Annotated in this window: 28 protein-coding genes; 25 read left to right on the forward strand and 3 right to left on the reverse strand. The window is 64.2% G+C overall.

From position 1 onward, the window contains the following. The first annotated feature begins 62 nt into the window (after nt 1–62). The 23 genes from XI03_RS15475 to XI03_RS15585 all read left to right on the forward strand — a co-directional run bounded on the left by XI03_RS15475 (nt 63) and on the right by XI03_RS15585 (nt 22866). Nucleotides 63–575 (forward strand): MarR family winged helix-turn-helix transcriptional regulator, encoded by a 513-nt coding sequence (locus tag XI03_RS15475; RefSeq protein WP_038948739.1) that lies wholly within the window; start codon nt 63–65, stop codon nt 573–575. A 177-nt stretch (nt 576–752) separates the two neighbouring features. Next, nucleotides 753–3008 carry a TonB-dependent siderophore receptor gene (locus XI03_RS15480; protein WP_271592576.1) on the forward strand — a complete coding sequence of 752 codons (2256 nt, stop codon included), beginning with the start codon at nt 753–755 and terminating at the stop codon, nt 3006–3008. Nucleotides 3009–3642: 634 nt separating this feature from the next. Further along, nucleotides 3643–4008 (forward strand): NADH-quinone oxidoreductase subunit A, encoded by a 366-nt coding sequence (locus tag XI03_RS15485; protein ID WP_018320139.1) that lies wholly within the window; start codon nt 3643–3645, stop codon nt 4006–4008. Next, nucleotides 3999–4586 (forward strand): NuoB/complex I 20 kDa subunit family protein, encoded by a 588-nt coding sequence (locus tag XI03_RS15490; RefSeq protein WP_271592577.1) that lies wholly within the window; start codon nt 3999–4001, stop codon nt 4584–4586. The genes XI03_RS15485 and XI03_RS15490 overlap by 10 nt, the downstream gene beginning before the upstream one ends. An 11-nt stretch (nt 4587–4597) precedes the next feature. Continuing rightward, nucleotides 4598–5212, forward strand: coding sequence for an NADH-quinone oxidoreductase subunit C (locus tag XI03_RS15495; protein WP_028141456.1), 615 nt, complete (start codon nt 4598–4600; stop codon nt 5210–5212). 2 nt (nt 5213–5214) lie between these two features. Further along, a complete protein-coding gene (locus tag XI03_RS15500; protein ID WP_038971425.1) occupies nt 5215–6411 on the forward strand; it encodes an NADH-quinone oxidoreductase subunit D in 1197 nt (398 codons plus the stop codon). Beyond that, nucleotides 6411–7376, forward strand: coding sequence for an FkbM family methyltransferase (locus XI03_RS15505; protein WP_271592610.1), 966 nt, complete (start codon nt 6411–6413; stop codon nt 7374–7376). Before XI03_RS15500 ends, XI03_RS15505 begins: the two co-directional genes overlap by 1 nt. Nucleotides 7377–7388: 12 nt before the next feature. Then, nucleotides 7389–8000, forward strand: a complete 612-nt coding sequence (gene nuoE / locus XI03_RS15510; protein ID WP_018320144.1) for an NADH-quinone oxidoreductase subunit NuoE — start codon at nt 7389–7391, stop codon at nt 7998–8000. Continuing rightward, complete coding sequence (locus XI03_RS15515) at nt 8000–8206, forward strand: hypothetical protein (protein ID WP_028141459.1); 207 nt, start codon at nt 8000–8002, stop codon at nt 8204–8206. Before nuoE ends, XI03_RS15515 begins: the two co-directional genes overlap by 1 nt. Before the next feature lie 15 nt (nt 8207–8221). Then, on the forward strand, nt 8222–9547 hold the full coding sequence (gene nuoF / locus XI03_RS15520; RefSeq protein WP_028141460.1) for an NADH-quinone oxidoreductase subunit NuoF: 1326 nt from the start codon (nt 8222–8224) through the stop codon (nt 9545–9547). A 5-nt stretch (nt 9548–9552) separates the two neighbouring features. Beyond that, nucleotides 9553–11628 carry an NADH-quinone oxidoreductase subunit NuoG gene (gene nuoG, locus XI03_RS15525; protein ID WP_271592578.1) on the forward strand — a complete coding sequence of 692 codons (2076 nt, stop codon included), beginning with the start codon at nt 9553–9555 and terminating at the stop codon, nt 11626–11628. 10 nt (nt 11629–11638) lie between these two features. Further along, a complete protein-coding gene (gene nuoH, locus XI03_RS15530) occupies nt 11639–12706 on the forward strand; it encodes an NADH-quinone oxidoreductase subunit NuoH (protein WP_038948735.1) in 1068 nt (355 codons plus the stop codon). 8 nt (nt 12707–12714) lie between these two features. Beyond that, the gene (gene nuoI, locus XI03_RS15535) at nt 12715–13209 is read left to right on the forward strand and encodes an NADH-quinone oxidoreductase subunit NuoI (protein ID WP_191093171.1); all 495 of its coding nucleotides are present in this window, start codon (nt 12715–12717) and stop codon (nt 13207–13209) included. Nucleotides 13210–13218: 9 nt separating this feature from the next. Next, a complete protein-coding gene (locus XI03_RS15540) occupies nt 13219–13857 on the forward strand; it encodes an NADH-quinone oxidoreductase subunit J (RefSeq protein ID WP_018320150.1) in 639 nt (212 codons plus the stop codon). Further along, on the forward strand, nt 13854–14162 hold the full coding sequence (gene nuoK / locus XI03_RS15545) for an NADH-quinone oxidoreductase subunit NuoK (protein ID WP_008547737.1): 309 nt from the start codon (nt 13854–13856) through the stop codon (nt 14160–14162). Before XI03_RS15540 ends, nuoK begins: the two co-directional genes overlap by 4 nt. Before the next feature lie 8 nt (nt 14163–14170). Beyond that, complete coding sequence (gene nuoL / locus XI03_RS15550; RefSeq protein ID WP_271592579.1) at nt 14171–16267, forward strand: NADH-quinone oxidoreductase subunit L; 2097 nt, start codon at nt 14171–14173, stop codon at nt 16265–16267. Continuing rightward, nucleotides 16268–17776, forward strand: a complete 1509-nt coding sequence (locus tag XI03_RS15555) for an NADH-quinone oxidoreductase subunit M (protein ID WP_152102880.1) — start codon at nt 16268–16270, stop codon at nt 17774–17776. A gap of 22 nt (nt 17777–17798) precedes the next feature. Further along, a complete protein-coding gene (gene nuoN, locus XI03_RS15560) occupies nt 17799–19235 on the forward strand; it encodes an NADH-quinone oxidoreductase subunit NuoN (RefSeq protein ID WP_271592580.1) in 1437 nt (478 codons plus the stop codon). 1 nt (nt 19236) lies between these two features. Beyond that, nucleotides 19237–20043: a biotin--[acetyl-CoA-carboxylase] ligase gene (locus tag XI03_RS15565; protein ID WP_271592581.1), complete on the forward strand. Its 807-nt coding sequence runs from the start codon at nt 19237–19239 to the stop codon at nt 20041–20043. Further along, nucleotides 20043–21713 carry a ribonuclease J gene (locus XI03_RS15570; protein WP_038971428.1) on the forward strand — a complete coding sequence of 557 codons (1671 nt, stop codon included), beginning with the start codon at nt 20043–20045 and terminating at the stop codon, nt 21711–21713. Before XI03_RS15565 ends, XI03_RS15570 begins: the two co-directional genes overlap by 1 nt. Before the next feature lie 67 nt (nt 21714–21780). Further along, entirely contained in the window at nt 21781–22185 is a 405-nt protein-coding gene (gene mce, locus XI03_RS15575) for a methylmalonyl-CoA epimerase (RefSeq protein WP_028141468.1), read from the forward strand. 9 nt (nt 22186–22194) lie between these two features. Continuing rightward, nucleotides 22195–22470 (forward strand): DUF1467 family protein, encoded by a 276-nt coding sequence (locus XI03_RS15580; RefSeq protein ID WP_028141469.1) that lies wholly within the window; start codon nt 22195–22197, stop codon nt 22468–22470. A gap of 48 nt (nt 22471–22518) precedes the next feature. Further along, entirely contained in the window at nt 22519–22866 is a 348-nt protein-coding gene (locus XI03_RS15585; protein ID WP_271592582.1) for a hypothetical protein, read from the forward strand. A 90-nt stretch (nt 22867–22956) separates the two neighbouring features. On the opposite strand, the gene XI03_RS15590 is transcribed toward XI03_RS15585, so the two are convergent. Further along, complete coding sequence (locus XI03_RS15590) at nt 22957–23220, reverse strand: GlsB/YeaQ/YmgE family stress response membrane protein (RefSeq protein ID WP_271592583.1); 264 nt, start codon at nt 23218–23220, stop codon at nt 22957–22959. 32 nt (nt 23221–23252) lie between these two features. Then, nucleotides 23253–23702, reverse strand: coding sequence for a YidB family protein (locus tag XI03_RS15595; protein WP_152102881.1), 450 nt, complete (start codon nt 23700–23702; stop codon nt 23253–23255). Between XI03_RS15595 and XI03_RS15600 the strand changes: the two genes are divergently transcribed. Together XI03_RS15600 and mtnK are read left to right on the forward strand one after the other, a co-directional pair. Then, nucleotides 23680–23982, forward strand: coding sequence for a hypothetical protein (locus tag XI03_RS15600; protein WP_271592612.1), 303 nt, complete (start codon nt 23680–23682; stop codon nt 23980–23982). The genes XI03_RS15595 and XI03_RS15600 overlap by 23 nt on opposite strands. Next, nucleotides 23979–25268, forward strand: coding sequence for an S-methyl-5-thioribose kinase (gene mtnK / locus XI03_RS15605; protein WP_271592584.1), 1290 nt, complete (start codon nt 23979–23981; stop codon nt 25266–25268). Before XI03_RS15600 ends, mtnK begins: the two co-directional genes overlap by 4 nt. Before the next feature lie 163 nt (nt 25269–25431). Here mtnK and XI03_RS15610 read toward each other — a convergent pair whose 3' ends face one another. Further along, nucleotides 25432–26316: a hypothetical protein gene (locus XI03_RS15610; RefSeq protein ID WP_271592585.1), complete on the reverse strand. Its 885-nt coding sequence runs from the start codon at nt 26314–26316 to the stop codon at nt 25432–25434. Between the last annotated feature and the right edge of the window lie 142 nt (nt 26317–26458).

Genomic DNA, 26458 nt, shown 5'->3' on the forward strand with positions numbered 1-26458 from the left:
CGCATTTGATGAGGCGGGCGGCGGGGCTTGGCAGGCTCGGGCTTTCTTGGCAGAGGTGGATCATGAGCCAGACCGAGAGCAGGGGCGGGGCGACGTCGCCCGCAGACGAGAGCGAACCGTCGGCCCCGATCACCGTGATGCTGTCGTCGCGACTGATGGTGCTTGCCAATCTGCTCAAGCGCGGTGCGATCCTGCGTTACAAGCGCCTCACCGGATTGTCCTCGGTCGAGTTCGGTCTCGTCGCCTCGCTCGGCCGCCGGCCGCCGATGAGCGTGGCGCGGCTTGCCGAGGCCGTCGGCCAGGACAAGGGACAGATCAGCCGCGCGCTGGCAAATCTGCTCTCGCGCAAGCTGATCGTGAAATCGGCTAATCCGAAAGATAGCCGCGAAGTGCTGATCTCGCTGACGGCGGCGGGCCTCGCCGCGCATGATGCGATCGTCGACGGCGCGCAGGAGCGCAACCGGCGCCTGCTGGAACAGCTGAGCGAAGCCGAGTTCCACACGCTGCTGGGTCAAGTCGATCGGCTCACGGCGATCGCCGCCGAGATGCTCGAGAGCGAGAAGAACGCACGCTGATCTCGCAGCGCTCTCTCGACAGGTTGGATCCCTTCTAAGAGTCCTTCTAAGAAGCTTTCAATTAGGGAATTCTCGCGCCCTCCCATAAGCGTCGCCGGTGAGCGCATGCCGTCCGGGGACAGGCGGCATGACGCATCGAACATGCAGCTTCGGGGTGGCGCGTTGAACAGTCTGGGAATGCTGCGGTCGGCCGTGTTGGCGACCGCGTCCGCTTGGGTTTTGATGCCGCAGGCATCGCTTGCACAATCGTCCGCGCAGGGTGGCGCAGCGAGCCTGCCGCCGGTGACCGTCACCGCGCCGGAAGCGCGCCGCCGCGCCGCCACGACCCCTCAGCGCCGCGCGCCGCGGTCGTCGGAGCAGACTGCCAACAGGAACAGGCCGCAGCTGCAGCGCAACGTCGGCTTCGTCGAGACGCCGCGCGGCCCGGTGAACGGCTACGTCGCGGGTCGCAGCTCGTCCGGCACCAAGACCAACACGCCGATCATCGAGACGCCGCAGTCGGTGTCCGTCATCGGCGCCGAGCAGATCCGCGACCAGAAGCCGAACAAGCTCGATGAGGTCCTGCGCTACACCGCCGGTGTGCGGGCGGGAACGTTTGGCACCGACACCCGCAACGACTGGTGGCTGATCCGCGGCTTCAAGTCCGAGGACATCGGACTGTTCCTCGACGGCATGCAGCTGTTCTACACCTCCTATGCGAGCTGGAAGCTCCAGACGCCGAACATGGAGCGGGTCGAGGTGCTGCGCGGTCCGTCCGCGGTGCTCTACGGTGGATCGAGCCCGAGCGGCATCGTCAACGTCATCAGCAAGTTGCCGCCCGCCGAGCCGATCCGCTACGTCGAGACCGGCGTCAACAATTTCGGCAACGCCTATGTCAGCTTCGATTTCGGCGGGCCGGTCGCGACCAGCCCCGAGAACGGCAAGCTGTTCGCCCGCGTGGTCGGCCAGGTCCAGAACGGCGGCACGCAGGTCAACTTCACGCCCGACAACAACTACTTCATCGCGCCATCGTTCACCTGGAAGCCGGACGCCGACACGAGCTTCACGGTGCTGGCCTCGGCCTCGAAGCAGGACACCCGCGGCATCAACTTCCTGCCCTACCAGGGCACGGTGACCAACGCACCGTTCGGCAAGATTCCGACCAGCTTCTTCGTCGGCGATCCCAGCGTCGACAAGTTCACACGCGAGCAGGAGATGCTTGGCTATCAGTTCGCGCGCAATCTCACCGAGGACCTGACGTTCCGTCAGAACGCCCGCTTTGCGCATGTCGACATCACCTACCGCGGCTATGTCGGCAACGATTGGGCCAACATCAACACGGCCACGCTCAATCGGTACAATTGGTATGCAAAGAACACTGCCAATCAGGCCAATCTCGACAACCAGCTCGAGTATCGCTTCAATACGGGCCCGGTCAGGCACACGATGCTGTTCGGCGTCGATCTGAAGGGATACCAGATCGACGACTACCAGGCCTTCGGGGGCGGCGTGCCCGCGATCAACGTCTTCAATCCCGCCTATGGGGCGGCCGAGGTCGCACTGCCGGCCGCTCCGTTCCGGAACTTCCTGATCACTCAGAAGCAGGCCGGCACTTATCTTCAGGACCAGATGAAGCTCGGCAACTTCACGCTGGTGCTGAGTGGCCGCAATGACTGGGTCGAGACGACGCAGGAAACGCGTGACACCGGCGCCACGGTCGGGAGCCGCAACGACAGCAGGTTCAGCGGCCGCGCCGGGCTGATCTACAATTTCGACAATGGCATCGCGCCCTACGTCTCCTATTCGACGAGCTACAATCCGATCATCGGGCTCAACGCCCAGAACCAGCTGTTTCTGCCGGAGACCGGCAAGCAGGCCGAAATCGGCGTAAAGGTCGCGCCAAAAGGCTTCGACGGTTATTTCACGGTCTCGGCGTTCGATCTGGTCCGTCAGAACGTCGCGACGACATTGCCGGGCAGCGTTCCAGTCCTGCAGAACCAGACGGGCGAGGTGACCTCGCGCGGTATCGAGCTCGAAGCGGTGGCCAATGCCACGAAGGAGCTGAAGTTCATCGGCTCCTTCACGGCCTATCATCTCTTCAACAGCAAGGATCTAGATCCGACGCTCGTCGGCAAGACACCGACCAACACGCCTGAGCTCCTGGTCTCGGGCTGGGCCGACTACACCTTCAAGGACGGACCGCTGGAAGGATTTGGTTTCGGCGGTGGCGTTCGTTACATCGGCGCGTCCTGGGCCGACACTGCCAATACCCTCGAGGTTCCCGCGGTGGTGCTCGGCGATCTCGCGGTCCATTACGAATGGCAGAACTGGCGGACGGCGCTCAACGTGATCAATGTGGCCGACAAGATGTATGTCGCGAGTTGCGCGTCGACCACCTCCTGCTTCTACGGCGACCGCCGGCGCGTCACCGCCAGCGTTTCCTACAAATGGTGAGGACAAGTGAGGGCGGCTGACATCTGGTGCCGCAGGTCCTCCACCACGAGATAGATGAGCACCCGGGCTATGCCCCCCAGCCCGAAGCTCATCGGAGCGCGGCGCGCGCGACGGCCCTCCACGTCGCCGCCGCCGCGCTCGCGACCGGTCGGGCTGCAATATATCGCAAGCCCGAGTTGTCTTCGCAGCAGGCAGGCCCGGTCTTGCCGCGATGCATGGCTCGTCTGATCGCTTGCGCCTGTGGATAGGTGTCTTTGCTCCGGGGCGCTCGGCATTATGTCGCCGGGGTGACAGTCAGTCGGGGCCTAATGGCGGCCGCAGCTCGGTTTGGGTGCGCTGCCGCACCAAAAAACCAGGTGCTTTTCTCGTGCAATGCATGGCAAAAAGCTGCCTTGGCTCGCGCGGCCGCAATCTCAGAACGGCTGCCCTGCAAAACGGTGGCCGCCCTTGCTGGCCTTGGCGATCTGCTCCATACCAGCGCGGGGTGATTCCGGGATTTTCACCGTTCTGGGGGCGGCAAAGGGCCTAAAAAGAGCGTGTCTTGCGCCCATTGGTGCACTGCGCTAAGGCTCAGAATAATTCCAAATCGGACGAATCCGTGGCTGTCCCGAGGCTGCGGGAAAAAGGGCTCGCCATGAGCGGCATTCTGCAGAACTATCTTCCACTCGTCGTCTTTATAGGGGTAGCGGGCCTCATTGGCCTCGTGCTGCTGATCGCGCCCTTCGTCGTGGCGTTCCAGCAGCCGGACCCGGAAAAGCTGTCGGCGTATGAGTGCGGTTTCAACGCCTTCGACGACGCGCGCATGAAGTTCGACGTCCGCTTCTATCTGGTCGCCATTCTCTTCATCATCTTCGATCTCGAGGTGGCGTTCCTGTTTCCCTGGGCGGTGGCGTTCGGCAAGCTTGGCGCGACCGGCTTCTGGTCCATGGTGGTGTTCCTCGCCGTGCTGACGGTCGGGTTCGCCTATGAATGGAAGAAGGGAGCACTCGAATGGGATTGAACTCCGTGTCGTCCACAGGTCCGGCTATCGCGCCGGCCCCCAAGGGCATCCTGGATCCGTCGACCGGCCGGCCGGTCGGGGCCAATGATCCGTTCTTCCTCGAGGTCAATTCCGAGCTGTCCGACAAGGGCTTCTTCGTGGCCGCGACCGACGACCTCATCACCTGGGCCCGTACCGGCTCCCTGATGTGGATGACCTTCGGTCTCGCTTGCTGTGCGGTCGAGATGATGCAGGTGTCGATGCCGCGCTACGACGTCGAGCGCTTCGGCTTCGCGCCGCGTGCCTCGCCGCGCCAGTCCGACGTGATGATCGTCGCAGGCACGCTGACCAACAAGATGGCGCCGGCGCTGCGCAAGGTCTACGACCAGATGCCCGAGCCGCGCTACGTCATCTCGATGGGCTCCTGCGCCAACGGCGGCGGCTACTATCACTATTCCTACTCGGTCGTGCGCGGCTGCGACCGCATCGTGCCGATCGACATCTATGTGCCGGGCTGCCCGCCCACGGCGGAAGCGCTGCTTTACGGCGTGCTGCTGCTGCAGAAGAAGATCCGGCGCACCGGCACCATTGAACGCTAAGGTTTTACGTCATGGACGACGCCAAGCTCGACGCCCTGGGGCAGACGATCGTTAGCGCGCTTCCGGGCGCCGCCATCGGTCATTCGGTGGCCTTCAACCAGCTGACGGTTGATGTCGAAGCCAGCAAGATCGTCGAGGTGGTCAAGTACCTCCGCGACGACCCGAACTGCCGCTTCATCAACTTCACCGACATCACGGCCGCAGACTACCCGTCGCGCGAGAAGCGCTTCGACGTGATCTATCACTTCCTGTCCCCGACCCTGAACGCGCGGATCCGGCTCAAGGCCCAGGCCGACGAGACCACGCAGGTGCCGTCGCTGATCGAGGTGTTCCCCGGCGCCGACTGGTTCGAGCGCGAGGCCTACGACCTCTACGGCGTGTTCTTCGTCGGCCATCCCGACATGCGCCGCATCCTCACCGATTACGGGTTCGAGGGCCACCCGCTGCGCAAGGACTTTCCGACCACGGGATTCGTCGAGGTCCGCTACGACGACCAGGAGAAGCGCGTGGTGTACGAGCCCGTCCGGCTCAACCAGGAATTCCGCAAGTTCGACTTTTTGTCTCCGTGGGAAGGAGCCGATTATCCGGTCCTTCCGGGAGATGAAAAAGCGGGACCGAAGGTCTGATCATGAACGAGCAACCGGAACAGCTTCGCAATTTCACCATCAATTTCGGTCCGCAGCATCCGGCCGCGCACGGCGTGCTGCGCCTCGTGCTGGAGCTTGACGGCGAAGTCGTCGCCCGCGTCGATCCCCATATCGGCCTGCTTCACCGCGGCACCGAGAAGCTGATCGAGCAGAAGACCTACCTCCAGGCGATCCCGTATTTCGATCGGCTCGACTACGTCGCGCCGATGAACCAGGAGCACGCCTTCTGCATGGCGGCCGAAAAGCTGCTCGGCATCGAGGTGCCGCGCCGCGGCCAGCTCATCCGCGTGCTCTATTGCGAGATCGGCCGTATCCTGTCGCATCTGCTCAACGTCACCACGCAGGCGATGGATGTCGGCGCGCTGACCCCGCCGCTGTGGGGCTTCGAAGAGCGCGAAAAGCTGATGGTGTTCTACGAGCGCGCCTCGGGCAGCCGTATGCACGCAGCCTTCTTCCGCGTCGGCGGCGTTCATCAGGATTTGCCGCAGAAGCTGGTCGACGACATCGAGGCCTGGTGCGATCCGTTCCTGAAGGTCGTGGACGACCTCGACCGCCTGCTGACCGCCAACCGCATCTTCAAGCAGCGCAACGTCGATATCGGCGTGGTGCCGCTGAAGGAAGCCTGGGAGTGGGGCTTCTCGGGCGTGATGGTGCGCGGCTCGGGCGCGGCCTGGGACCTGCGCAAGTCGCAGCCCTATGAATGCTATGCCGAGATGGATTTCGACATTCCGATCGGCAAGAACGGCGACTGCTACGACCGCTACCTGATCCGCATGGAAGAGATGCGCCAGTCCATCCGCATCATGAAGCAGTGCATCCAGAAGCTGAACGCGCCCGACGGGAAGGGCCCTGTCGTCGTCGCCGACAACAAGGTCGCGCCGCCGCGCCGCGGCGAGATGAAGCGCTCGATGGAAGCCTTGATCCATCACTTCAAGCTCTACACCGAAGGCGTCCACGTGCCGGCCGGCGAAGTCTATGCCGCGGTCGAGGCGCCGAAGGGCGAGTTCGGCGTCTATCTGATCTCCGACGGCACCAACAAACCCTATAAGTGCAAGATCCGCGCGCCGGGCTTTGCGCATCTGCAGGCGATGGATCACATCTGCCGCGGCCATCTGCTCGCCGACGTCTCGGCGATCCTCGGCTCGCTCGACATCGTGTTCGGAGAGGTCGATCGGTGATGGGGCAGCAGGCGCCAATCCAGTTTGACCGCGCCTCGGGGGCCCTTGAAGGGGCCAACCTGTGGGAGCGGACGGCTGCCTTGGCGCTGGTGACGGGATCGAAGATCTCCTCGCACTTCTCGCATATGGGTTACATCGCCTGCGCGAATTTGCTGCGGAAGACGCTGCCCGAGCGCAACATCGCGATCAGGCTCAATCCCGACGCCGTGTTCGAATTCCCTTACGGCGACGGCTATTGGAGCAAGCTGCTCAACCGCTCGTACAATTATGAGGACGAGCTCGAGCTCTTGTTCGCCGACTCCGTCGACGTCGACTACACGCTGCTCGATTGCGGTGCCAATTACGGCTATTGGTCGGTGCTGGTGTCGAGCAAGCCGTTCGGCTCGCACAAGGCGATCGCGATCGAGCCGTCGGGGCAGAACTACCCGAAGCTCGCCAACAACGCCCGCGTCAACGGCAATCGCTTCGAGACCATGAAATGCGCGATCGGCGCCAGCCGCGGCACCGCGCGTCTGTCGGGCACCAAGCACGAAGCCTTCAGCATCGCCGGCGATCCCTCCGCGGGCGGTGAGGAGGTGCCGGTCATCGCACTCGACAATCTGATCGAGGACGGCAAGGTCGCAAGCGCCGGCAAGTACCTGATCAAGCTCGACGTCGAGGGCGTCGAGATCGAGGCGATCAAGGGCGGCGCGCGTCTGCTCCAGGCCGACAGCGTCATCATGTGCGAGGAGCACGGCAGCGACCGCTCTCATGCGGTGTCGCGCTTCATCCTCGAGCAGACCCCGCTGAAGCTGATCGTGTTCGATCCGCGCAGCAACCGGATGGAGACCGTGACCGAGCTGTCGATCCTCGACCGCATCAAGGTCTCGACCCACGTCGGCTACAACGTTTTCGGCACCGCAAGCGCATTTTGGCAGGACAGGATCGAAGCCCTGAATGCGAAAACAGCGCGCCGCATGCAGTGAGAGATTGAAGAGATGTCCGTTCGCCGATTAGCACCGAAGGAAGTCCAGCCCGCGAGCTTTGCGTTCACGGAGGAGAACCTCGCATTCGCCAAGCAGCAGATCGCGAAATATCCGGCGGGACGTCAGGCCTCCGCCGTCATCGCCATCCTCTGGCGTGCCCAGGAGCAGCACGACGGCTGGGTCTCGGAAGCCGCGATCCGCGTCATCGCCGACATGCTCGACATGCCCTACATCCGCGTGCTGGAAGTCGCGACCTTCTACACGATGTTCCAGCTTGCCCCCGTCGGCAAGAAGGCCCACGTCCAGGTCTGCGGCACCACGCCGTGCCGCCTGCGCGGCGCCGAGGATCTGATCCACGTCTGCGAACACCGCATCCATCACGAGCCCTTCCACCTGTCCAAGGACGGCAATTTCAGCTGGGAGGAGGTCGAGTGCCTCGGTGCCTGCGTGAATGCGCCGATGGTGCTGATCGGCAAGGACACTTATGAGGACCTCACCAAGGAAAGCTTCGGCAAGGTGCTCGACGGTTTCGCTTCGGGCAATCCGCCCAAGCCCGGTCCGCAGAACGGCCGCCAGTTCTCGGCGCCGATCACCGGGCCGACCACGCTGAAGGAGAGCACCTGATGGGTGGTCTCTCGCAGCCTTCGGTGCAGGGGAGTGGTGCCATGAAGAAGTGGGGCTTCATCGCGTTGCACGCCGCCGTGGCGGCCGCTTTCATTTTCCTGCTGCAGCGTTTCAGCCTGAACGCGTCGCTGGAATCCAGTCTGCTCTGGGCGCTGACCTTCGCCGTCTGCGCCGCCGGACTTGCCTACAAGCAGACCATTCGTTGATCGGAAAGCACTGATATGCTCGAGGACAAGGACCGCATCTTCAAGAACCTCTACGGCCTCCACGATTGGGGGCTCGAGGGTGCGCGGCGCCGCGGCGCCTGGGATGGCACCAAGAACATCATCGACAAGGGCCGCGACTGGATCATCAACGAGATGAAGGCGTCGGGCCTGCGGGGCCGCGGCGGCGCCGGCTTCCCGACCGGCCTGAAATGGTCGTTCATGCCGAAGGAATCGACCGACGGCCGGCCGAGCTATCTCGTCGTCAACGCCGACGAGTCCGAGCCCGGCACCTGCAAGGATCGCGAGATCATGCGGCACGATCCGCATCTCCTGATCGAGGGCTGCCTGATCGCGAGCTGCGCGATGAACGCGCATGCCTGCTACATCTATGTCCGCGGCGAATTCATCCGCGAGCGCGAGCATCTGCAGGCCGCGATCGACCAGGCCTATGAGGCCAAGCTGGTCGGCAAGGACAACGTCAACGGCTGGCCGTTCGACATCTACGTCGCGCACGGCGCCGGCGCTTACATTTGCGGCGAAGAGACCGCGCTGCTCGAAAGCCTCGAGGGCAAGAAGGGCCAGCCGCGGCTGAAGCCGCCGTTCCCGGCCAATGTCGGCCTGTTCGGCTGCCCGACCACCGTCAACAACGTCGAGTCCATTGCCGTTGCTCCGGACATCCTGCGCCGCGGCGCGGCGTGGTTCGCCGGCATCGGCCGTCCGAACAATGTCGGCACGAAACTCTTCTGCATCTCCGGCCATGTCGAGCGGCCCTGCAACGTCGAAGAGGCCATGGGCATTCCGTTCCGTGAGCTGATCGACAAGCATTGCGGCGGCATCCGCGGCGGCTGGGACAACCTCAAGGCCGTGATCCCCGGCGGCTCGTCGGTGCGCATGGTGCCGGCCGAGCAGATCATCGACACGCCGATGGATTTCGACAGTCTGAGCAAGCTGCGCTCGGGCCTCGGCACCGCGGCTGTGATCGTGATGGACAAGTCCACCGACCTGATCCGCGCGATTGCCCGCATCTCCTATTTCTACAAGCACGAGAGCTGTGGCCAGTGCACGCCGTGCCGCGAGGGCACGGGCTGGATGTGGCGCGTCCTCACCCGCATGGCCGAGGGCCGCGCCCACAAGCGCGAGATCGACATGCTGCTCGAGGTGACCAAGCAGGTCGAGGGCCACACCATCTGCGCGCTCGGCGATGCTGCGGCATGGCCGATCCAGGGGCTGATCGCGCATTTCCGTCACGAGATCGAAGCGCGCATCGACCAATATTCGCACAGGGCCGACATCGACGATATCGGCGTCCGCGATCCCGTGAACATGGTCGCGGCGGAGTAAGAAGAATGACCAAGCTCATCATCGACGGCAAAGAGATCGATGTGCCCGCCGAGTACACGCTGCTTCAGGCGTGCGAGGCGGCCGGCGCCGAGATTCCGCGCTTCTGCTATCACGAGCGGCTGTCGATCGCCGGCAATTGCCGGATGTGCCTCGTCGAAGTGAAGGGCGGCCCCAAGCCGGTCGCAAGCTGCGCCTGGGGTGTGCGCGACTGCCGTCCGGGCCCCAAGGGCGAGCCGCCGGAGATCTCGACGCGTTCGCCGATGGTGAAGAAGGCGCGCGAAGGCGTGATGGAATTCCTTCTGATCAACCATCCGCTGGATTGCCCGATCTGCGACCAGGGCGGCGAGTGCGACCTGCAGGACCAGGCGATGGGCTATGGTGTCGACACCAGCCGCTTCGCCGAGAACAAGCGCGCGGTCGAGGACAAATATCTCGGCGCGCTGGTCAAGACCTCGATGAACCGCTGCATCCAGTGCACGCGCTGCGTTCGCTTCTCGGCGGAAGTCGCCGGCGCGCCCGAGATGGGCGCCACGGGCCGTGGCGAGGACATGGAGATCACGACCTATCTCGAGCACGCGCTGACCTCCGAATTGCAGGGCAATCTCGTCGACATCTGCCCGGTCGGCGCCCTGACCTCGAAGCCCTACGCCTTCGCGGCGCGCCCGTGGGAGCTCGGCAAGACCCAGTCGATCGACGTGATGGACGGCGTCGGCTCGGCAATCCGCGTCGACACCCGCGGTCGTGAGGTGATGCGCGTGCTGCCGCGCATCAACGAGGCCGTGAATGAGGAGTGGATCTCCGACAAGACCCGCCACGTCGTCGACGGCCTGCGCACCCAGCGCCTGGACCGGCCCTATATCCGTGAAGCCGGCAAGCTGCGCGCGGCGAGCTGGACCGAAGCCTTCGCCGCGATCGCCGCCAAGGCGGCGCGCACCGACGGCAAGCGCATCGGCGCGATCGCGGGCGATCTCGCCGGCGTCGAGGAGATGTTCGCGCTGAAGGATCTGCTCGCCAAGTTCGGCTCGACCAATATGGCGGTGCAGGGCGGCGACGCCTTCGACCCCGCGCTCGGCCGCAGCTCCTACATCTTCAACCCGACGCTGGTGGGGGTGGAGCAGGCGGATGCGCTGCTCATCATCGGCGCGAACCCGCGGAAAGAGGCGGCCGTGTTCAACGCCCGCATCCGCAAGCGCTGGCGCGCCGGCGGCTTCAAGGTCGGCGTGATCGGGGCCAAGGTCGATCTGACCTACGACTACGATCACCTCGGCGCGGGCACCGAGACGCTCGGTGATCTCGCGGCCGGCAAGCATTCCTTCATGGACGTGCTGAAGAACGCCAAGCACCCGATCATCCTGGTCGGCGCGGGCGCGGCTTCGCGTCACGACGGCGCCGCCATTCTCGCCAGCGCCGCCAAGCTCGCGCTCGACGTCGGTGCGGTCAAGGACGGCTGGAACGGCTTTGGCGTGCTGCATGAGAGCGCCTCGCGCGTCGGCGCCCTCGATATCGGCTTCTTCGCCACCGGCGGGGGCCTGAACGCCGCGCAGATGACGACGTTCGGCACGCTCGACTTGCTGTTCCTGCTCGGCGCCGACGAGATCAACGCGCCTGACGGTACCTTCGTCGTCTATATCGGCACTCATGGCGACCGCGGCGCGCATCGCGCCGACGTGATCCTGCCGGCGGCCGCCTATACCGAGAAGTCCGCGATCTACGTCAACACCGAAGGCCGCGTTCAGATGACGGGCCGCGCCGCGTTCCCGCCGGGTGAAGCCCGCGAGGACTGGGCGATCGTCCGGGCGCTGTCGGAAGCGCTCGGCAAGAAGCTCGGCTATGACTCGCTTTCGGCGCTGCGCCAGGCGATCTTCAAGGCCGTGCCGCACCTGATCCGTCTTGACCAGATCGAGGCCGGCTCGGCCGACCAGATCAAGAAGCTGGCGGGGAAGGGCGGTTCGCCCGAGAAGGCACCGTTCAAGCCGCTGGTCGAGGACTTCTATTTGACCAACCCAATCGCGCGTGCGTCCGCCGTGATGGCGGAATGCTCGCGCCTCGCCTCCGGGCACATGCTGACCGCAGCGGAGTGAGCGTGATCTGATGGAATTCTTCGAAAGCGCATTCTGGACCGGTTTCCTCTGGCCGCTGATCATCATGGTCGCGGAGAGCGTCTTGGTGCTCGTCGTCCTGCTCGTGGCGATCGCCTACATCCTGCTCGCCGACCGCAAGATCTGGGCGGCGGTGCAGATCCGGCGCGGCCCGAACGTGGTCGGCCCCTGGGGCCTGCTGCAATCCTTCGCGGACCTTCTGAAGTTCGTGCTGAAGGAGCCGATCATCCCGGCCGGCGCCAACAAGGGCGTCTTCCTGCTGGCGCCGCTGGTCTCCTGCGTGCTCGCGCTTGCCGCCTGGGCGGTGATCCCGACCAATCTCGGCTGGGTGATCTCCGACATCAATGTCGGCATCCTCTTCATCTTCGCGATCTCGTCGCTGTCGATCTACGGCATCATCATGGCCGGCTGGTCGTCGAACTCGAAGTACCCGTTCCTGGCCGCGCTGCGCTCGGCGGCGCAGATGGTGTCTTATGAAGTCTCGATCGGCTTCGTCATCATCACGGTGCTGCTCTGCGCCGGCACGCTGAACCTTTCGGCCGTTGTCGAGGCCCAGCATGTCCGCGGCCTTGCCAGCCTGATCGGGCTGCCGCAGCTCACGATCCTGAACTGGTACGTCTGGCCGCTGTTCCCGATGTTCGTGATCTTCTACGTTTCGGCGCTGGCGGAAACCAACCGCCCGCCGTTCGACCTCGTGGAAGCCGAATCCGAGCTCGTCGCCGGCTTCATGGTCGAGTACGGCTCGACCCCGTATCTGCTGTTCATGCTCGGCGAGTACGTCGCGATCGTCACGATGTGCGCGATGGCGACGATCCTGTTCCTCGGAGGCTGGCTGCCGCCGGTCGACCTGCCGCCCTTCAACTGGGTGCCGGGGATCATCTGGTTCTCGCTCAAAGTCTTCTTCATGTTCTTCCTGTTCGCGATGGCAAAGGCGATCGTGCCGCGCTACCGCTACGACCAACTGATGCGCCTCGGCTGGAAGGTGTTCCTGCCGCTGTCGCTGGCGATGGTGGTCGTAGTGGCCGGCGTGCTGCATTTCGCCGGCATCGCGCCGAAGTGAGGGCCGTCATGGGTATCAACGTCAACGCCACTGCACGTTCGCTTCTGCTGTCGGAATTCGTCTCGGCGTTCTTCCTCGCCATGCGCTATTTCTTCCAGCCGAAGCCGACCCTGAACTATCCGTTCGAGAAGGGCCCGATCTCGCCGCGCTTCCGCGGCGAGCATGCGCTGCGCCGCTATCCGAACGGCGAAGAGCGTTGCATCGCCTGCAAGCTCTGCGAGGCGGTCTGCCCGGCGCAGGCCATCACCATCGAGGCCGGCCCGCGTCGCAACGACGGCACTCGCCGCACCGTGCGCTACGACATCGACATGGTGAAGTGCATCTATTGCGGCCTCTGCCAGGAGGCCTGTCCGGTCGACGCCATCGTCGAAGGTCCGAACTTCGAGTTCGCGACCGAGACCCGCGAGGAACTGTTCTATGACAAGGCCAAGCTGCTCGCCAACGGCGACCGCTGGGAACGCGAGATCGCGAAAGCGATCGAGCTCGATGCGCCGTACCGGTGAGGTGAGGGCATGATCCTTCCCGCGCTGTTCTTCTATCTCTTCGCCGGCGTCTGTGTCGCCTCGGCCGTGATGGTGATTGTCTCGCGCAATCCCGTGCACTCCGTGCTGTACCTGATCCTGGCCTTCGTCAACGCCTCCGGCCTGTTCGTGCTGATGGGTGCCGAGTTCCTGGCGATGATCCTGATCGTCGTCTATGTCGGCGCGGTCGCGGTGCTGTTCCTGTTCGTGATCATGATGCTCGACGTGGACTTCACCGAGCTGCGCGAGGGCTTCATCGAGTACCTGCCGGTCGGCCTCGTGATCGGCGGCATCTTCCTGTTCGAGCTGCTGCTCACCGTCGGCTTCTGGGTCATCAATCCCGGCGTCGCCAAGACGATCACGGCGGCGATCCCGGCCAACGTCTCCAATACCGAGGCGCTCGGGCTCGTGCTCTATACGAAGTACATCCACTACTTCCAGCTCTCGGGCATGGTGCTGCTGGTCGCCATGATCGGCGCCATCGTGCTGACGCTGCGGCACAAGGCGAGCGTGAAGCGGCAGGACATCAACGTTCAGAACGCGCGCACGCCCGACATGGCGATGGCGATGCGCAAGGTGGCGCCGGGGCAGGGGCTCCAGGACTCTGACGCGGCGGAGTGGGTGAAATGACGATCGGGCTCGGACACTATCTGGCGGTCGGCGCGATCCTGTTCACGCTCGGCATCCTCGGCATCTTCCTGAACCGCAAGAACATCATCGTCATCCTGATGTCGATCGAGCTGATCCTGCTCTCGGTCAACATCAACCTCGTCGCGTTCTCGACCTTCCTCGGCGACATCGTCGGCCAGGTCTTCGCGCTTCTGGTGCTGACGGTCGCTGCCGCTGAAGCCGCGATCGGTCTCGCCATCCTGGTGGTCTATTTCCGCAACCGCGGCTCGATCGCGGTTGAGGACGTCAATCTGATGAAGGGCTGAGCTCTCAAATGGTTCAGGCAATCGTTTTCCTGCCTCTGCTGGGCGCCATTCTGGCCGGGCTGATCGCGCTGTTCGGCGCGCATGCCCGCAACCCCTCGGGCGACGAGGTCGAGCATCATGGCGACCACGGCCACGCGCACGCCCATGCGTCCGATACGATCAACGAGGATGCGTCCGTCATCCACGAGAGCCATCACGACGACGCCCACGACGATCACGGCCACGGTCCGGTCGAGCCGGCGGCGGCAGGCTCGCGCGGTGCCGAGCTGATCACCACCGCGTTGCTGTTCGTCTCGGCCGCGCTGTCCTGGATGACGCTGGTCGATGTCGGCTTCATGCACCACGACATCAGGATCCAGCTGCTGCCCTGGATCTTCTCCGGCGATCTTCAGGTCTGGTGGACCTTGCGGGTCGACACGCTCACCGCTGTGATGCTGGTGGTGGTGACGACCGTGTCCTCGCTCGTGCACCTCTATTCCATCGGCTACATGGACGAGGACCCGAACCGGCCGCGCTTCTTCGGCTATCTCAGCCTGTTCACCTTCGCCATGCTGATGCTGGTGACGGCGGACAACCTCGTGCAGCTGTTCTTCGGCTGGGAAGGCGTGGGTCTGGCGAGCTATCTGCTGATCGGCTTCTGGTACCAGAAGCCGTCGGCGAATGCGGCCGCCATCAAGGCCTTCGTGGTCAACCGCGTCGGCGACTTCGGTTTTGCGCTCGGCATCTTCGCGATCTTCATGCTGACCAGCTCGACCGATTTCGAGACCATCTTCCATGCCGCGCCCGGCCTGACCGGCAAGACCATCAACTTCCTCGGCTGGCACGCCGATGCGCTGACTCTGACCTGCCTGTTGCTGTTCATGGGCGCGATGGGCAAGTCGGCGCAGTTCCTGCTGCACACCTGGTTGCCGGACGCGATGGAAGGCCCGACGCCTGTGTCGGCGCTGATCCACGCCGCGACCATGGTCACCGCGGGCGTCTTCATGGTTGCGCGCCTGTCGCCGCTGTTCGAGCTCGCCCCGAACGCGCAGGCCGTCGTGATGTTCTTCGGCGCGACCACTGCGTTCTTTGCCGCGACCATCGGCCTCGTCCAGAACGACATCAAGCGCATCGTCGCCTATTCGACCTGTTCGCAGCTCGGCTACATGTTCGTGGCGATGGGAGCAGGGGCCTATTCGGTCGGCATGTTCCATCTGTTCACGCACGCCTTCTTCAAGGCGTTGCTGTTCCTGGGCTCCGGCTCGGTGATCTACGCGATGCACCACGAGCAGGACATCCGCAACATGGGCGGCCTCTGGCGCAAGATCCCCTACACCTATGCGGTGATGGTGGTCGGCACGCTGGCGCTCACCGGATTCCCGCTCACCGCCGGCTACTTCTCCAAGGACGCAATCATCGAGTCCGCCTACGCCTCGCACAACCCGTTTGCGATGTACGGTTTCCTGATGACGGTCGTCGCTGCCGGCCTGACCTCGTTCTACTCCTGGCGCCTGATCTTCAAGACCTTCCACGGCGAGCCGCATGACGAGCATCACTACGAGGCCGCACATGAGGCCCCGCTCTGGATCCTGATCCCGATCGGCGTGCTCGCGGTCGGCTCGATCATCGCCGGCTTCCCGTTCAAGGAGCTGTTCGCAGGTCACGGCATCGAGGAGTTCTTCCGCGAGTCCGTGAAGATGAACCCGCACATCATCGAGGAGATGCACCACATCCCCGAGACCATCGCCGTCCTGCCGACGGTGATGATGGTGCTGGGCTTCCTCGTCTCGTACCTGTTCTACATCCGCCGGCCGTACATCCCTGTGCAGCTCGCTAAAGAGCAGCCGATGCTGTACCAGTTCCTGCTCAACAAATGGTACTTCGACGAGCTCTACGACATCATCTTCGTCCGTCCGGCGAAGTGGATCGGCTATCAGCTCTGGAAGAAGGGCGACGGCTTCATCATCGACGGCCTCGGTCCCGACGGCGTTTCGGCCCGCGTCCTGGACGTCACCCGCAACGTCGTGAAGATCCAGACCGGCTATCTCTATCACTACGCATTCGCCATGCTGATCGGCGCCGCCGGCCTGATCACCTGGTTCATGTTCGGCTTTGGAGGCCAGTAAATGACAACCTGGCCCATCCTATCGGTCACGACGTTCCTGCCGCTGGTCGGCGCGCTGATCGTCTATCTCAGCCGCGGCGATGACGAGGCGGCCAAGCGCAACTCGCGCTGGATCGCGCTCTGGACCACGCTGATCACCTTCGCGGTGTCGGTGATCCTGGTCATGCGGTTCGACCCGACCAATCCCGACTTCCAGTTCGTCGAGAAGGCGAACTGGCTCGCGACCGGCATCACCTACCACATGGGCGTCGACGGCATCTCGCTGCCGCTGGTGATCCTGACCACCGCCGTGATGCCGTTCTGCATCATCGCGAGCTGGAAGGCGATCACCAACCGCGTCCGCGAATACATGATGGCGTTCCTGATCCTGGAAACGCTGATGATCGGCACCTTCTCGGCGCTCGATCTCGTGCTGTTCTACCTGTTCTTCGAAGGCGGCCTGATCCCGATGTTCCTGATCATCGGCGTCTGGGGCGGTCCGCGCCGGGTCTACGCGTCGTTCAAGTTCTTCCTCTACACGCTGCTCGGCTCCGTCCTGATGCTGCTCGCCATCATGGCGCTGTACTGGAATGGCGGCACCACCGACATTCCGACCCTGATGCACACCGCCGTGCCGCGCTCGCTGCAGACCTGGGCCTGGCTCGCTTTCTTCGCCTCGTTCGCGGTGAAGATGCCGATGTGGCCCGTGCATACCTGGCTTCCCGACGCGCACGTCGAGGCGCCGACGGCCGGCTCCGTGGTCCTGGCCGCGATCCTGCTGAAGATGGGCGGCTACGGCTTCCTGCGCTTCTCGCTGCCGATGTTCCCGCTGGCCTCGCACGACTTCGCGCCGCTGATCTTCACGCTGTCGGCCATCGCCATCATCTACACCTCGCTGGTGGCCTTGATGCAGGAGGACATGAAGAAGCTGATCGCGTACTCCTCGGTCGCGCATATGGGCTTCGTCACCATGGGCATCTTCGCCGGCACCATGCAGGGCGTCGCCGGCGGCGTGTTCCAGATGATTTCGCACGGCATCGTCTCCGGCGCGCTGTTCCTCTGCGTCGGCATCGTCTACGACCGCCTGCACACCCGCGAGATCGCGGCCTATGGCGGCCTCGTCAACCGGATGCCGCTCTACGCGCTGACCTTCATGGTCTTCACCATGGCCAATGTCGGTCTGCCCGGCACCAGCGGCTTCGTCGGCGAGTTCATGACGCTGCTCGGCACCTTCAAGGTCTCGATCCCGACCGCGTTCTTCGCCAGTTTCGGCGTGATCCTGTCGGCGGCCTACGCGCTGTGGCTCTACCGCAAGGTCGTGTTCGGGGCGCTGGTCAAGCCGTCGCTGGCGAGCATGAAGGATCTGACCCTGCGTGAATGCGTGATCCTGTTCCCGATGATCGCGCTGACGATCCTGTTCGGCGTCTATCCGAAGCCGGTGCTCGACATGTCGGCCGCCTCGGTCCAGCAACTCGTCAACAACTACAACACCGCTGTGACGGCCGTGAAGGCCGCCGCACTGCTCCAGTGATCGGGCAGGTCAGGATATCGCCATGAGCTTTGAGACTGCAGGTTATCAACTGGCGCCGGTGCTGCCCGAGATCGTGCTCGCGATCGGCGCCATGGCTCTGCTGATGCTGGGAGCCTATCGCGGGCAGGGGACGACCGGTGCGGTCACCTCGCTGGCGGTCGTGCTTCTGGTCGTGGTCGGCGTGCTCGAATACATGCTGCCTGCGGGCAAGCAGGTGACCTTCGGCGGCAGCTTCATCGTCGACGACTTCGCCCGCTTCATGAAGATTCTGGCCCTGATCGGCTCGGCGGTGACGCTGGTGCTGTCGACCGAATTCCTGTCCGACCCGTCGCGCCGGATCTTCGAATACGCCATCCTGGTGCTGCTCTCGACGCTCGGCATGATGGTGCTGATCTCGGCCGGCGACCTGATCTCGCTCTATCTCGGCCTCGAATTGATGTCGCTGGCGCTCTATGTCGTGGCGGCCTCGAACCGGGACAACGCCAAGTCGACCGAAGCCGGCCTGAAGTATTTCGTGCTCGGCGCACTGTCCTCGGGCATGCTGCTGTACGGCGCCTCGCTGATCTACGGCTTCACCGGCACGGTCAGCTTCACTGGTATCGCGGCGGCCGCGACGGTCTCGAATGTCGGCCTCGTCTTCGGTCTGGTCTTTCTGCTCGTCGGCCTCTGCTTCAAGGTTTCGGCCGTGCCGTTCCACATGTGGACCCCTGATGTCTACGAGGGCGCGCCGACCCCGGTCACCGCCTTCTTCGCGTCGGCGCCGAAGGTCGCCGCGCTCGCCGTGTTCACCCGCGTCACGCTCACCGCTTTCCCGGGCATCGTCTCGCAGTGGCAGCAGATCCTGGTGTTCGTGGCGATCGCCTCGATGGCGCTCGGCTCCTTCGCCGCGATCGGCCAGAGCAACATCAAGCGACTGATGGCCTATTCCTCGATCGGTCACATGGGCTTCGCGCTGGTCGGCCTTGCCTCCGGCACGATCGAGGGCGCGCAGGGCGTCCTGATGTACATCGTGATCTATGTTGCGATGACGCTAGGCTCGTTCTCGATCATCCTTGCCATGCGCCGCAACGGCCAGGCGGTCGAGCAGATCAGCGATTTCGCCGGCCTGTCGCGCACCAATCCGCTGCTCGCCTTCATGTTCGCGATGCTGCTGTTCTCGCTCGCGGGCATTCCGCCGCTCGCGGGCTTCTTCGCCAAATGGTACGTGTTCGTCGCCGCCATCAAGGCGAATTTGTTCACGCTCGCCGTCGTCGGCGTGCTGACCAGCGTGGTCGGCGCCTACTACTATCTCGCCATCGTCAAGACGATGTATTTCGACGAGCCGGCCGGCCAGGTCGATCCGGTGCGCGTCGAGGTGAAGACGGTGCTGGCGGTGTTTGGCCTGTTCAACATCCTGTTCGCGCTGTTCGCAGGTCCCGTGGTGAGCGTCGCCTCCGCCGCGGCAAAGTCGCTGTTCTAGGATGGGGTTCGCGCTCGGTCCTCGCGCATCATCCGCGGGCTACAGGCTCGCGGCCTTCGAACGGACCGGCTCGACCAATACCGAGGCGATCGAGCAAGCCAGGCGCGGCGAGCGCGGCCCGATGTGGTTCGTCACGTCGGAGCAGACCGCCGGCCGCGGCCGCCGTCAGCGCGCCTGGATCGCGCCGCGCGGCAATCTCGCCGCCAGCATCCTCGAAGTCACGGACGTGGCTCCCGCCGTCGCCGCCACCCTCGGCTTCGCCGCGGGCCTAGCCGAGGAGGCCGCGCTGGAGAAGGTCAGCCTCGAGGCCGCAATCCGCCTCGGCCCTGATCGTCCGCGCTACGCCCTGAAATGGCCGAACGATGTTTTGGCCGGTGGCAAGAAGCTGGTCGGCATTGGCCTCGAAGCCGAAGCCATCGGCGACCGCCTTGCCGTCGTCGTCGGCATCGGCACCAATGTCGTCGCAGCGCCCGAGGGCATGCCGACGCCTGCGGTGTCGCTGGCCGCGCTCGGGGTGCAGATCAGTGCGGAGGAACTGTTCTCGGCGCTCTCCGACGCCTGGGTCGAGTTCCGCGGCATCTGGGACAATGGAAGCGGCTTTGCCGCGATCCGCAAGCTGTGGCTGGAGCGCGCCGCGGGGCTCGGCGAGCGGGTCGCAATCCACACGGGAGCGATGACGCTGGAAGGCATTTTTGACACGATCGACGACACCGGCTGCCTGATCGTCCGCACTGCGGAGGGCCGCCGCGTGCCGGTGGCCGCGGGCGAGGTGTTCTTCGGTTCGGCCGCGTCCGTAGGAGCTGCGTGATGGCGAAGCCCGAAGAACTGGTGTTTGCGCCGCTGGGCGGCGTCGGCGAGATCGGCATGAACCTGTCGATCTATGGGCTCGGCAGCCGCCAGCAGCGCGCCTGGATGGCGGTCGATCTCGGCGTCTCCTTCGGCGACGAAGAGCACCTGCCGGGCATCGACCTGATCATGCCCGACATCAGCTTCCTGGAGAAGGAGCGCAAGAACCTGATGGGCCTGGTGCTGACCCACGCTCATGAGGACCATTTCGGCGCGATCATCGACCTCTGGCCGAAGCTGAAATGCCCGATCTACGCGACGCAGTTCAGTGCAGCCCTGTTCGAGGCCAAATGCGCCGCCGAGCGCAACGCGCCGAAGATCCCCGTGACGGTGGTGCCGTCCGGCGGCCGCGTCGACGTCGGCCCGTTCAACGTCGAGTTCATTCCCGTCGCCCACTCCATTCCTGAAGCGCATGCGCTGGCGATCCACACCGAAGCCGGCACGGTGCTGCACACCGGCGACTGGAAGATCGATCCGACCCCGACCCTGGGAAGCCCGACCGACGAGAAGCGTCTGCGCGAACTCGGCGAGGAGGGCGTGCTCGCTCTGATCGGCGATTCCACCAATGCGGTGCGCGACGGCCGCTCGCCGTCCGAGGCCGAGGTCGCCCGCACCATCATCGATCTGGTGAAGGCCGCAAAGGGCCGCGTCGCGGTGACGACCTTCGCTTCCAACGTCGCGCGCATCAAGGCCGTCGCTGCCGCTGCCAAGGCCGCCGACCGCGAGGTCGTCGTGGTCGGCCGCGCCATGGAGCGCGTGGTGCAGGTCGCGCGCGAATGCGGCTATCTCGACGGCGTGCAGAATTTCCGCTCACCCGAAGTCTACGGCCATCTGCCGCAGGACAAGGTGCTGGCGCTGTGCACCGGCAGCCAGGGCGAGCCGCGCGCGGCGCTGGCGCGCATCGCCAATGACGACCATCCCGAGATCACGCTGAACCGCGGCGATAGCGTCATCTTCTCCTCGCGCACCATCCCGGGCAACGAGAAGGCGGTCGGCTCGATCATCAACAATCTGGTGCTGCAGGGCGTCGAGATCATCACCGATCGCGACCATCTCGTCCACGTCTCCGGCCACCCCCGCCGCGACGAATTGCGCGACATGATTGGCTGGGTGAAGCCGCAGCTCCTGATCCCCGTCCACGGCGAGGCGCTGCATCTGAACGAGCACGCCAAGCTGGCGCGCGCCGCCGGCGTGCCGCGCGTGCTGGTGGTCCGCAACGGCGACCTGATCAAGCTCGGCCCGGGCGATCCCGGCATCATTGGCGAAGTGCCTTCCGGCCGCCTCTACAAGGACGGCACGATCCTGGAGGATTCCAAGTCCCGCGCCGTGGTCGAGCGGCGGCGCATGGCGTTTTCCGGCTGTGCCTTCGTCGCCATCGCCATGACCGAGCAGGGCGAGCTGGCCGACGATCCCGAGGTCGATCTGGTCGGCATCCCCGATAAGAACAGGGCAGGCGAGCCCTTCGACGACCTCGTCTTCGATGCCGTGGTCTCCACCATCGAGGGCCTGCCGAAGGCGCGCCGCCGCGACCCCGACGCATTGGGCGAGTCTGTGCGACGTGCTGTCCGGGCCGTGATCAACGAACATTGGGGCAAAAAGCCCCCCTGTCTGGTACACGTACTGACAGTATAATTTGGGCATGATCTTCTCGGAAAACCGCTTCACATTTTTCCGGATCTTGCCTTAGGGGAGAAGACACATGCTGGGCCGGCTCAACCATGTCGCGATCGCGACCAAGGACGCCGTCAAGGCCGCCAGGATCTATGGCGCCGCGTTCGGCGCCGAGATTTCGGAGGCTGTCGCGCTGCCAGAGCACGGCGTGACCACCGTGTTCGCGACGCTCCCCAACACCAAGATCGAATTCATCGAGCCGCTCGGCGAGACCTCGCCGATCGCAAAATTCCTCGAGCGCAATGCCGACGGCGGCATCCACCATGTCTGCTACGAGGTCGTCGACATCGTCGCCTCGCGCGACACGCTGGTGAAGGAGGGCGCGCGGGTGCTCGGCGACGGCGTGCCGAAGATCGGCGCCCATGGCAAGCCGGTGCTGTTCCTGCACCCGAAGGATTTTTCCGGCGCGCTGGTCGAGATCGAGCAGGCATAGGGCCGAACCATGGCCATCCAGATCTCAACCGCGATCGCAATCTACTTCGTCATCTGGTGGGTCGCGCTGTTCCTGACGCTGCCGTTCGGCGTGCGCAGCCAGCACGAGGATGGCGTCGGTGCGCCCGGCACCGACCCCGGTGCGCCGATCCTGACGCGGATGGGCCGCAAGCTGATCTGGACCACCATCATCTCGGCGATCATCTACGGCCTCGGCCTCGCGGCCTATCACGCCGGCTATCTCTCGATCGAGCGCCTGTCGAAATTGATGGGAATGCCTTTCTAGACGTTCTTGCTAGACGTTTTTGCCGACGACATTGTTTGGGGGGAACGAATGGCTTTTCAGAGGATCGTCATTGCACTTCTGGTGCTGATCGTCGCCGGCATCGGCGCCATCGGCTATTTCGAATGGCGGATGGCCGCGCAGGTGCGCACCCTGAAGGCGTTTGTCGAGGGCTATGTCTTCAACAAAGCCGTGATGGCCTGCGAGCAGGCCAAGAACTCGACGCCGTTCAAATGGAACGGGGGCAAGAGCACCTCGGTGATCGGCCTGAACTCGGCCAAGCTGGACAAATACACGGTCAGCGCCAGCTACACGCTGGTGGCGGACAGCGTCTATTGTGATTACGATCCGATCAAAAGAAAGGCCGAGATCGGCTCCAGCTTTTTGGAGCGGGAGTAACGATCCGGCGCTGGCAGGCATGAGCGCGCCGCCGCCTGCTCGATGCGGCGCGAGTTCGCGCACGCCCGATCGGCCGCTTACGCAGTCGGGCTAGATCGCTCGGCGTTGTCGGCCGGCGATGAGCCCGTAGACGAACAGCACGATGATCGCGCCGACGACTGCACCGATCAGTCCCGCACCTTCTTCGGCACGATACCAGCCGAGCGCCTGCCCGAGATAAGTCGCAACGAAGGCGCCGACGATCCCGAGGATGGTCGTCAGGATGAAGCCGGACGGCTCGTTGTCGCCAGGCATGATGAACTTGGCGATCACGCCGGCGACGAAGCCGATGATGACTGTCCAGAGAAGACCCATTTCCACACCTCTTCCAGGTTAAGCGGCAACAGCTATGCCTCAGGCAGACGTCCATCCGGCGTGTATTTGTCGACCGCCGAGGGCAATTCCCGGGATAGCCTTGTGAGGATCTCGTCTTGCGAGAGCCCCGTCTGCTGTTCGAGCTTCTCCAGAACGTCGGAGCCGATCGCATTCCTCAGCTCAGGCGACGAAATCTCCTTGTTGGGTCCGGGCTTCACCCATGAATCGGCGACTTCACCCTGGCCGTTCTGGTTGAACCGCTCCAGGAGCTCGCCAATGCCGCCATTGAGCAGGCCCCCGATCCCGCCCGCGCCGAGCATGCCGCCCAGGTTGCCGAGCACTCCCCCAGGGGGCTGCTGACCGCCCGCGGACGAGCCGCCGGTCGCACCTTTCAGCAGCTCAGCCAACTTGTCGCGGTTCTGATAGCCAGCCATAGCCAGCATCGCCAGAAGGGCAGTCATGGAGGGCATCCCGCGGTTCATTGGCAACTCCTTTAAAATCTCAGAAACGCAAAACTGTCTCAGCCCGCTTGTGTTCCAAAAATCGGCAAATCGTGGGCTCGCGGCCGCGCGGCCCGGCCTGGTCGCCCGACACGGAGAACTTTGCCTGCAACTGCTCCTGGCGTGCGCCGGCGACACTCAGGTGGCGGACCGCCTTGATTGCGATTACGATCCGATCAAAAGAATGGCCGGGATCGCCCAAGCTTCCCAGGAGCGGGAATTGCGATCAGGCCATGCCAAGCATGGGGTGGGATCGTCATGACCGGGGACCGGGCAGCGGACTATCGAATTCTGCATGAAGCGGCGCTGCGGGATTATCTGGCAGGCCTTCCTGATATCGCCGCACTCCTGGGCGGCGAACCGGCCTCCTGGGAGATCACCGAGGTCGGCGACGGCAATCTCAATCTCGTCTTCATCATGAAGGGCGCGCGCGGCGGCGTCGCTGTCAAGCAGGCGCTGCCTTATGTGCGCCTCGTCGGCGAAAGCTGGCCGCTGCCGCTGTCGCGGGCCCATTACGAATATCTGGCTCTGTCCCGGCAGGCCCAGCTCGCGCCCGGCCTCGTGCCGGCTTTGCTGCATCACAACGAGGCCCTGGCGCTGACGGTGATGGAGCTGCTCGAACCCCACATCATCATGCGCAAGGGGCTGGTTGCGGGAACGCAATATCCAGGCTTCGTCGGTGACATCACCACCTTCATGGCGCGAACGCTGTTCTTCACCTCCGACCTCGCGCTGTCCGCGGCCGAGAAGAAGCAGGGCATCGCCGCGTTCGCCGGCAACCATGCGCTCTGCAAGATCACCGAGGATCTGATCTTCACCGATCCCTACCGCATCGCCGAACAGAACCGCTGGACAGCGCCGTATCTCGATGCGCTCGCTGCAAGCCTGCGCGATGACATGGAGTTGCATGTCGCGATCTCCCGGCTGAAGCTGAAGTTCATGGCAGGCCCCGAGGCGCTGCTCCATGGCGACCTCCACACCGGCTCGATCATGGTGACAGACCACCAGACGCGGGTAATCGATCCCGAATTTGCGTTCTATGGTCCGATGGGGTTCGACGTCGGCGCCGTGATCGCCAACCTCGTGATGGCTTATTTTGCCTCCGCCGGCCACGAGCGCTCACCGGGCGAGCGGGCTGCGTTCGAGGCCTGGGTGCTGGAGACGGTCGAACAGGTCTGGAACGAGTTTGCACGAAAGTTCCTCGACCTCTGGCGGGCGAATGGCACCGGTGATGCCTATCCGGTCTCACTCTTTGCCGGCGCGCAGGGCGCTGCGCGCCTGGAGGCCGAGCGGCAGGTCTACATGCAGCGTCTGTTCGCCGACACCGCCGGCTTCGCGGCCGCAAAGACCATCCGCCGCATCTTCGGCCTTGCCCACAACATCGATTTCGAGCTGATCGAGGACCCGAAGAAGCGCGCCGTCAGCGAAGCCCGCGCGGTGCGGCTCGCACGGGCGATGATGGTGGAGACGGGGACGTTTCGGACAATCGCCGATGTTACAGGTGCTGCGCGAAGATTGCGGGATTGGCAGCCGGAGCTAGCGGGTTGACGACGTCGCGAAGGATGGACCCGCATACTCCGTCATTGCGAGGAGTCGCGACAAAATTGCGTAGCAATTTTGCGCTGATGCGACGAAGCAATCCAGACTGCCACCGAGATTCTGGATTGCTTCGCTTCGCTCGCAATGACGGGGAGGGAGCGCAGGCTGGCCCTTAATACAGCCGCATCGGCAGCGGGACGCCCTCGGGTCCGACCAGCAGCCCCCAGGTCTCGTTGGCCGCGACCTCGAACGCACGCGTCTGGGCCGCGCTGCCTTTGAGCTTGAGGGTGACCTTGTACTTGCCCGGCGGCAGATCGATCTTCTGGCCATTAGGCAATTTGTCCGCGGCGGCGTCGGAGTCCATCAGGTTCTCTCCGGCGTGAGCCGCCAGTCTGATGGTTCGCTCATTGACCGTGATGTCGGCCGCTTCATCGGTCTTGTTGCCGAGCAACAACATCACTTGTCCCGGCGCCGGCCGGATTTTGGCCGTGGCGGCCAACGGCTTGCGCAGCGCAAGGTCCGCGATCGTTGTGTTGTCCTGACGGACGAGCCGGAGCAGCGCCGGCCCGTCCGACGTCGTGAAGGCGACAACGGCCCTGTCTGGCTCGACGACCGCACCGTCGTTCTCGGTCCAGCCGCGCTTTTCGAGTGCAGCGCGATAGAAGCCGAGAACGGCCTCGAGACCGAGCGGCGTCTCGACGTGAGCCGACCTCATGAAGGGCGAATTCTTCGCGGTCATCAGGGCCCAACGGTCGACCAGCGGCAGGCCCATGTCGTCGGACATTTTGGCCTCGAATGTCCGGCTCGTGGCTTGTGTCAGAAGCCCGATAGTGCCGCAGAGCAGGCGCTCGCCAAGATAGTCCGGGGCGCAACGGTCCCTTTTCGCCCACCATGTATCGTCGACAAATCCGCTTGACCGCTTGGTGTGGGACCAATTGATTTGAATGTTTTTCGTCGCGCCGTCGCGGGCAGGGTCCAGCGTGACGGGGATCGCCATCGCCGCTGTCGCGGCGACCAGACTGCCGGCGAGCAGAATACCTAGCGTTCGGCGGGTCATTTTTTGCGCGATCCCTTGGGCTCAGATAACGATCCTGAGCTTGGTCGCGTCGATCACGGAAAATGTTCACTATCCCTGGTCGCCGGATGACGCACCGCGTCAATCGACGGCTTGCATCGCCGGACGGATGCAACCTGACTTC

The sequence above is a fragment of the Bradyrhizobium sp. CCBAU 65884 genome, from assembly GCF_028128835.1.
In the GTDB taxonomy this organism is placed as follows: Bacteria; Pseudomonadota; Alphaproteobacteria; order Rhizobiales; family Xanthobacteraceae; genus Bradyrhizobium; species Bradyrhizobium ottawaense.

What these genes read in the sequence shown, in the direction of transcription:
- XI03_RS15475 (WP_038948739.1), top strand. Translation starts at nt 63, where the DNA reads ATGAGCCAGACCGAGAGCAGGGGCGGGGCGACGTCGCCCGCAGACGAG.
- XI03_RS15480 (WP_271592576.1), top strand. Translation starts at nt 753, where the DNA reads ATGCTGCGGTCGGCCGTGTTGGCGACCGCGTCCGCTTGGGTTTTGATG.
- XI03_RS15485 (WP_018320139.1), top strand. Translation starts at nt 3,643, where the DNA reads ATGAGCGGCATTCTGCAGAACTATCTTCCACTCGTCGTCTTTATAGGG.
- XI03_RS15490 (WP_271592577.1), top strand. Translation starts at nt 3,999, where the DNA reads ATGGGATTGAACTCCGTGTCGTCCACAGGTCCGGCTATCGCGCCGGCC.
- XI03_RS15495 (WP_028141456.1), top strand. Translation starts at nt 4,598, where the DNA reads ATGGACGACGCCAAGCTCGACGCCCTGGGGCAGACGATCGTTAGCGCG.
- XI03_RS15500 (WP_038971425.1), top strand. Translation starts at nt 5,215, where the DNA reads ATGAACGAGCAACCGGAACAGCTTCGCAATTTCACCATCAATTTCGGT.
- XI03_RS15505 (WP_271592610.1), top strand. Translation starts at nt 6,411, where the DNA reads ATGGGGCAGCAGGCGCCAATCCAGTTTGACCGCGCCTCGGGGGCCCTT.
- nuoE (WP_018320144.1), top strand. Translation starts at nt 7,389, where the DNA reads ATGTCCGTTCGCCGATTAGCACCGAAGGAAGTCCAGCCCGCGAGCTTT.
- XI03_RS15515 (WP_028141459.1), top strand. Translation starts at nt 8,000, where the DNA reads ATGGGTGGTCTCTCGCAGCCTTCGGTGCAGGGGAGTGGTGCCATGAAG.
- nuoF (WP_028141460.1), top strand. Translation starts at nt 8,222, where the DNA reads ATGCTCGAGGACAAGGACCGCATCTTCAAGAACCTCTACGGCCTCCAC.
- nuoG (WP_271592578.1), top strand. Translation starts at nt 9,553, where the DNA reads ATGACCAAGCTCATCATCGACGGCAAAGAGATCGATGTGCCCGCCGAG.
- nuoH (WP_038948735.1), top strand. Translation starts at nt 11,639, where the DNA reads ATGGAATTCTTCGAAAGCGCATTCTGGACCGGTTTCCTCTGGCCGCTG.
- nuoI (WP_191093171.1), top strand. Translation starts at nt 12,715, where the DNA reads ATGGGTATCAACGTCAACGCCACTGCACGTTCGCTTCTGCTGTCGGAA.
- XI03_RS15540 (WP_018320150.1), top strand. Translation starts at nt 13,219, where the DNA reads ATGATCCTTCCCGCGCTGTTCTTCTATCTCTTCGCCGGCGTCTGTGTC.
- nuoK (WP_008547737.1), top strand. Translation starts at nt 13,854, where the DNA reads ATGACGATCGGGCTCGGACACTATCTGGCGGTCGGCGCGATCCTGTTC.
- nuoL (WP_271592579.1), top strand. Translation starts at nt 14,171, where the DNA reads ATGGTTCAGGCAATCGTTTTCCTGCCTCTGCTGGGCGCCATTCTGGCC.
- XI03_RS15555 (WP_152102880.1), top strand. Translation starts at nt 16,268, where the DNA reads ATGACAACCTGGCCCATCCTATCGGTCACGACGTTCCTGCCGCTGGTC.
- nuoN (WP_271592580.1), top strand. Translation starts at nt 17,799, where the DNA reads ATGAGCTTTGAGACTGCAGGTTATCAACTGGCGCCGGTGCTGCCCGAG.
- XI03_RS15565 (WP_271592581.1), top strand. Translation starts at nt 19,237, where the DNA reads ATGGGGTTCGCGCTCGGTCCTCGCGCATCATCCGCGGGCTACAGGCTC.
- XI03_RS15570 (WP_038971428.1), top strand. Translation starts at nt 20,043, where the DNA reads ATGGCGAAGCCCGAAGAACTGGTGTTTGCGCCGCTGGGCGGCGTCGGC.
- mce (WP_028141468.1), top strand. Translation starts at nt 21,781, where the DNA reads ATGCTGGGCCGGCTCAACCATGTCGCGATCGCGACCAAGGACGCCGTC.
- XI03_RS15580 (WP_028141469.1), top strand. Translation starts at nt 22,195, where the DNA reads ATGGCCATCCAGATCTCAACCGCGATCGCAATCTACTTCGTCATCTGG.
- XI03_RS15585 (WP_271592582.1), top strand. Translation starts at nt 22,519, where the DNA reads ATGGCTTTTCAGAGGATCGTCATTGCACTTCTGGTGCTGATCGTCGCC.
- XI03_RS15590 (WP_271592583.1), bottom strand. Translation starts at nt 23,220, where the DNA reads ATGGGTCTTCTCTGGACAGTCATCATCGGCTTCGTCGCCGGCGTGATC.
- XI03_RS15600 (WP_271592612.1), top strand. Translation starts at nt 23,680, where the DNA reads ATGGAGGGCATCCCGCGGTTCATTGGCAACTCCTTTAAAATCTCAGAA.
- XI03_RS15595 (WP_152102881.1), bottom strand. Translation starts at nt 23,702, where the DNA reads ATGAACCGCGGGATGCCCTCCATGACTGCCCTTCTGGCGATGCTGGCT.
- mtnK (WP_271592584.1), top strand. Translation starts at nt 23,979, where the DNA reads ATGACCGGGGACCGGGCAGCGGACTATCGAATTCTGCATGAAGCGGCG.
- XI03_RS15610 (WP_271592585.1), bottom strand. Translation starts at nt 26,316, where the DNA reads ATGACCCGCCGAACGCTAGGTATTCTGCTCGCCGGCAGTCTGGTCGCC.